Source organism: Acidithiobacillus ferriphilus (genome assembly GCF_018854775.1).
Classification (GTDB): Bacteria; Pseudomonadota; Gammaproteobacteria; order Acidithiobacillales; family Acidithiobacillaceae; genus Acidithiobacillus; species Acidithiobacillus ferriphilus.
Map to the genome: position 1 here is coordinate 1 of NZ_JAAZTY010000148.1, position 4,794 is coordinate 4,794.

Annotated in this window: 9 protein-coding genes; all 9 read right to left on the reverse strand. The window is 56.8% G+C overall.

Annotated features, from left to right (window positions below; all coding sequences use genetic code 11):
- Positions 1 to 625: cysteine desulfurase family protein (locus tag HF921_RS10455; RefSeq protein ID WP_215879453.1), on the reverse strand; the 625-nt coding region annotated here is incomplete at its 3' end.
- Positions 622 to 876 (reverse strand): nitrogen fixation protein NifZ, encoded by a 255-nt coding sequence (locus tag HF921_RS10460; RefSeq protein WP_215850285.1) that lies wholly within the window; start codon positions 874 to 876, stop codon positions 622 to 624. The genes HF921_RS10460 and HF921_RS10455, both read right to left, overlap by 4 nt.
- On the reverse strand, positions 873 to 1,175 hold the full coding sequence (locus tag HF921_RS10465) for a nitrogen fixation protein NifZ (RefSeq protein ID WP_215893778.1): 303 nt from the start codon (positions 1,173 to 1,175) through the stop codon (positions 873 to 875). The genes HF921_RS10460 and HF921_RS10465 overlap by 4 nt, the downstream gene beginning before the upstream one ends.
- The gene (locus HF921_RS10470; protein ID WP_226834476.1) at positions 1,163 to 1,960 is read right to left on the reverse strand and encodes a 4Fe4S-binding leucine-rich repeat protein; all 798 of its coding nucleotides are present in this window, start codon (positions 1,958 to 1,960) and stop codon (positions 1,163 to 1,165) included. Before HF921_RS10470 ends, HF921_RS10465 begins: the two co-directional genes overlap by 13 nt.
- Positions 1,947 to 2,462 carry a hypothetical protein gene (locus HF921_RS10475; RefSeq protein WP_215893779.1) on the reverse strand — a complete coding sequence of 172 codons (516 nt, stop codon included), beginning with the start codon at positions 2,460 to 2,462 and terminating at the stop codon, positions 1,947 to 1,949. The genes HF921_RS10470 and HF921_RS10475 overlap by 14 nt, the downstream gene beginning before the upstream one ends.
- Positions 2,459 to 2,689, reverse strand: coding sequence for a hypothetical protein (locus HF921_RS10480; RefSeq protein WP_215859777.1), 231 nt, complete (start codon positions 2,687 to 2,689; stop codon positions 2,459 to 2,461). Before HF921_RS10480 ends, HF921_RS10475 begins: the two co-directional genes overlap by 4 nt.
- Positions 2,690 to 2,734: 45 nt before the next feature.
- A complete protein-coding gene (locus HF921_RS10485) occupies positions 2,735 to 3,067 on the reverse strand; it encodes a HesB/IscA family protein (protein ID WP_215893780.1) in 333 nt (110 codons plus the stop codon).
- 9 nt (positions 3,068 to 3,076) lie between these two features.
- Positions 3,077 to 3,295, reverse strand: coding sequence for a 4Fe-4S binding protein (locus HF921_RS10490; RefSeq protein ID WP_009563004.1), 219 nt, complete (start codon positions 3,293 to 3,295; stop codon positions 3,077 to 3,079).
- Between the two features lie 49 nt (positions 3,296 to 3,344).
- The coding region (gene nifB / locus HF921_RS10495) for a nitrogenase cofactor biosynthesis protein NifB (protein WP_215893781.1) at positions 3,345 to 4,794 on the reverse strand (1,450 nt) is incomplete at its 5' end.

Here is a 4,794-nt window from a genome sequence, read left to right on the forward strand (position 1 = left end):
TGGGCCCATGAATCTTATGCGCGGAGCAGGACAGGAAATCCACACCGGATGCGGCGGCATTCACCGGCAGCTTGCCGAGGGCCTGAGTCGCATCCGTATGGAAAAAGGCACCCGCCTCATGCGCGATGGCCGCCGCTTCAACAATTGGAAAGAGCACACCCGTTTCATTGTTCGCCCACATCAGGGAAACCAGGGCGGTATCCGGACGCAAGGCGGCACGCAGGTCCGCCAGGTCCAGCCGCCCCTCTGCATCCACTGGCAGATAACTCACTTCTATCCCGAGGCGCTCCAGATGCTGACACATCAACAGCACCGAGGGGTGCTCTACCTGGCTGGTGATCAGGTGGCGTCTGCCTTTGATCAGGGAGAGCGCGCCCAGGATCGCCGTATGATTACCCTCGGTCGCGCCGCTGGTGAAAATCAGCTCCGCGGGCGAGGCGCCCAGCAATTGGGCCACCGCGACCCGCGCCTCACCCAGTGCCTTCTTGACGCTTACGCCCGCTTCCGAGGCGCTGGAAGGATTGGCGTATTCCGTGGACAAATAGGGCAGCATGGCGTCCAGAGCGGCCGGAGCCAAAGCCGTTGTCGCATTGTTATCAAGATAAATGCTGCGTGTCATGCTCATGGCTTCGATTCTCCGAGGGGTAATATTTCCTCTTCCAGACAACCCACCACCATGCCGTTGGCAAACTCCACGAGGTAGAGAGGCGTGTTGCTCTCCTCGTGATGTCCTACCCGCACGATTTCTCCCGGACTGTCCTTGGCCACCAGCAAGGCCCCTTCGGCCTCCCCCGGATAAGTCCCGTCATTAAAAATATCATCGCCAGCCAATACCCTGAGGCCCCAATCAAATCGGGGGGAACGTAAATCCATCATGAGATTTTCTCCTCCTGACTCGGATTGTATTCGATCAATTCCAATTCACGGGCCTTCATCCCGACCAGATGACCGCGTTCATAAAAATCCACGCCATAAATATAAAATTGCTGCAAATAGGTCCCGATACTGATGATAAAACCGACATCGCCTTTTGTAACAATCACCTCGCCAATTTCAGCGCCGGTGAATGTCCCGTCATTTTTCACATGCTTGCGGGAACGGACTTTATCGCCATAATTGAACTCGGGCTCCGCGCCTAACTCCACCGTTGCGCTGTCTCTGCTCATTCCGGCCATATCCCACCCTCCCCTGGCCATCTTTGTCTGGAAAGCGCTTCGTCTTTCCCCAAGCGTTCCGCGGCGCAGCGACGCACCTCATAATCCGCATCCGCCAGCAGGCGGATTGCCGCTTCCCGGCTCCCGCGCGCGGCCACCTCGTAGCGGATACGCCAATCCGCATCGCCAACCAGCATGGAAAGGACCGACACAGGTACCCGTTCAATGGCATCCAGACGGACCCCGGGATCATCGTCCTGCAGCATTTTGACCAGAGCATCCACGCCGATGCGTTTGGCCACGACCCGCCGGACCTCCACATCGGCATCATGCATCATGAGCGGCAACAGGCCTTTGGGCAGACGCCGCACCACCTCCAGACGCACGTAATAATCCGCATCGTGCATCATGGCCGACAGGTTGCGGTCACCCAGCCGCGTGGCTACCCGGATACGCACTTCCCGATGCGGATCGTGGATCATCCGCAGCAGATAACGTTGTGGAAGCCGTTGCGCTACCGCCCAGCGCACGGTTTCGTCGGGATCGTTCATCAGCGCGGGCAGATGAAAAATATCCGCATAACGTACGGCGCAAGCCCGCACCTCAAAGTAGCCGTGTTGCAGATAATCCTTGGCGATCTGCGGATTCCAGCGAAAAAAGCGATCCACCCTTTTGGCGTAACGATCGTGCACACAGGCGTGCAACGGTTCGCACTTCAGATCCGGTATCGCGCGCTCCGCGCAGACATCACAAGAGATGGCGCAACCCTGCCAATCGATGGCCTCGTCGGGATCATTCATCCTCATCGTCGGCCTCTTTTTTTTGCAGGACTTCCAGCAGCACCCGCGCCTGTATTTTATCCGTCGGGTCCAGTTCGATGAGTTTGTCCATGATTTTGCTGCCCGTAGCCAGGTGACCCAGACGCAAGTGCAGGTAACCATAAGCTTTCAGCACGAACATATAAAAGCGTGCCCGCGGAGCATCAAAACTGCCAAAGTCCGCCTGCCGCTCCCTTACCTTGCGCCAGTCCGGATCGATACCCAATTCCGCGGCGCTGCGCTGCAGACAGATGCGGGCCGTAGCCAGCGCCTCGCTCAGTCGGCCTTTATAAAAATAAAATTTGTATAAACCCAGGTAAACGACCATGTGTTCTGGCGCGATGGCGATGGCATCCATCAGATGGTCCTCGGCGCGCACATCGTCCGCATAAGAGCGCGCCGCGAGATGCAGATGGCGTTCCGCCGCCTTCGGCAGGAGGCCTTCATAGTAACGGCGGTTCAACCATTCATCGTCCCAGATATTGCTCATGCCGCACCCCTATGCTTCACGGGGTTGAGCAGAGCCGCTTCGCACTCCTCACAACAGACATAACTGCTGTAAGCACGTGCGAGATGACGTTGCTCCCTGGCCGGTATGCGGGTAAATATCTCCGCACCGCGGAAATCGATATCGTCGAGATGCGGGGGGAGTGCTGCCGTATTCGCTGCGCAACGATGGATAGTCGTATTCGTATGATGAACGATCCAGGTTTCCATGTTTTTCTCCCTCTCCAATCTCTGCCATATCCGTACGGGGCATTATTACTTGGGCGTAAATGAAGTTCCGCAACCGCAACTGGCCGCCGCATTGGGATTGGTAAAGACCAGCCCGGTATTCATCAGGTTATCCTCGCAATCGACGACGACTCCGTTGAGAAAAGGGACACTCTTCTGTTCCAGCAGTACCTGAATGCCATTACTGGTGATGGCCACATCGCCGGGCTCCGCCGCGTCGACAATGCGAAAATCGTAAGAGAGGCCGGAACACCCGCCTGGCTTTACCGCAAGGCGGAAAGCGCTGGTGGCGTTGCCACCGCCAAAGGTGATCATCCGCTGGATAAAGCGTTCCGCTTTAGGCGTAAAGGTGAGTTCCATGACAGACTCCTAAGCGACGTAACGGGGATAGTTGTTATCAATGATGCAGGTGTCATCCACCGGGCAGACCGCCACACACTGGGGTTCATCGAAATAATTTATGCATTCAGTACACTTGGCCGGGTCGATAACAAAGGTGCCGTTCTTTTCGGAAATGGCCATATTCGGGCATTCCGGTTCACAGGCCGAACAACTGGTGCATTGGGAACTAACGATTTTAAAAGCCATGATGTTTCTCCTTTTCACAAAATGGGGGAGGATATCTCCCCCGATGACCTTACGCAGCTACATACGCCCCCTGCCGAATCTCCGCGTCTCCACGCTGACCATGGACAATGGTCCCGCTACGGATGTTATCGAGATAATCCCGATAGTAGGCAATGACCGACTGCTCGATATATTCAAAGGCGTAACGATCCACCGCATCGATTCCGGCCGCCTCCAACGAGGCTTTCGGACAGCCGCCGATCTTGGCGACAAAAACCGCCGTACAATCGTTGATGGCGCGGATGATGGTGGTTTCCAGGGCTTCCTCTTCGCCATAACCGCCCTGGCAATAGAGGTCCACGCGACGGTGGCCGACAAACTTCGCCCCGGACGCACTCGCCTCATAAATCTGAAACTCGGTGGCATGGCCGAAGTGCTCATTGACCCGCCCGCTGCCTTTCGTCGCCACCGCGATGAGAATTTTGACATCGGATTGCTCGCCGGCCAGGGTTTCCAGCTCCGCCCGCTTGGCGTCCGCCGTCGCCTGACGTTCCTGCTCCACCAGCGACTGATAGGCCTTGCGCGATTCGAGGTCATATTCCACATCCATCGCCATTACGGCTTCGGTCGTGAATTCTGCTGAACGATCTTCGCCCAGCAGACCCACCGCGTCCGCCCGGCATTGCCGACAGTGGCGCATCATGTTCATTTCGCCTTCGCAACTGTCCTGCAGGGCTTTGAGTTCCTGCGCGGTCGGGCCACGCTGGCCGTTCAGACCGAAAACCGTGCCATGTTCAGGGGCGGAAATCAGGGGCATGATATTGTGAAGGAAGGCGCCGCGGCTCTTGACTGCCCGGTTGACTTCGACCAGATGGTGATCATTGATGCCGGGGATCATGACCGAATTGATCTTGCAAAGAATGCCGCGCTCGGTCAGCATTTCCAGTCCCTGCATTTGCCGGTCGGTGAGTATCTGCGCCGCTTCACGCCCCTTGTACCGCTTGTTTTTGTAATAAATCCAGGGATAGATCTGTGCGCCTACATCCGCATCCACCATATTGATGGTGATGGTGACGTGGTCCACATTAAAACCGGCAATGGTATCCACATGGTCAGGGAGTGCCAGGCCGTTGGTGGACAGGCAGAGCTTGATATCCGGCGCTGTTTTCGAGATCAGTTCAAAGGTCTTGAAAGTTTTCTCGGGGTTGGCCAGGGGATCACCCGGACCGGCAATGCCCAACACGGTCATTTGCGGAATGGTGGAGGCCACGGCCAGCACCTTTTTGGCCGCTTGCTCCGGCGTCAGTTTTTCACTGACGACACCTGGCCGACTTTCGTTGGCGCAGTCATATTTACGGTTACAGTAATTGCATTGGATATTGCAGGCGGGCGCCACCGCGACATGCATGCGGGCGTAATGATGATGCGCTTCTTCGCTATAGCAGGGGTGATTCTTGACCTTTTCCCAGATTTCCGGTGCCAGATCTCCCTGCCCCGCTCCGGTGCCACAACTGGCCTTG

What these genes read in the sequence shown, in the direction of transcription:
- HF921_RS10480 (WP_215859777.1), bottom strand. Translation starts at nt 2,689, where the DNA reads ATGGAAACCTGGATCGTTCATCATACGAATACGACTATCCATCGTTGC.
- HF921_RS10470 (WP_226834476.1), bottom strand. Translation starts at nt 1,960, where the DNA reads ATGAGGATGAATGATCCCGACGAGGCCATCGATTGGCAGGGTTGCGCC.
- HF921_RS10475 (WP_215893779.1), bottom strand. Translation starts at nt 2,462, where the DNA reads ATGAGCAATATCTGGGACGATGAATGGTTGAACCGCCGTTACTATGAA.
- HF921_RS10460 (WP_215850285.1), bottom strand. Translation starts at nt 876, where the DNA reads ATGATGGATTTACGTTCCCCCCGATTTGATTGGGGCCTCAGGGTATTG.
- HF921_RS10490 (WP_009563004.1), bottom strand. Translation starts at nt 3,295, where the DNA reads ATGGCTTTTAAAATCGTTAGTTCCCAATGCACCAGTTGTTCGGCCTGT.
- HF921_RS10485 (WP_215893780.1), bottom strand. Translation starts at nt 3,067, where the DNA reads ATGGAACTCACCTTTACGCCTAAAGCGGAACGCTTTATCCAGCGGATG.
- HF921_RS10465 (WP_215893778.1), bottom strand. Translation starts at nt 1,175, where the DNA reads ATGGCCGGAATGAGCAGAGACAGCGCAACGGTGGAGTTAGGCGCGGAG.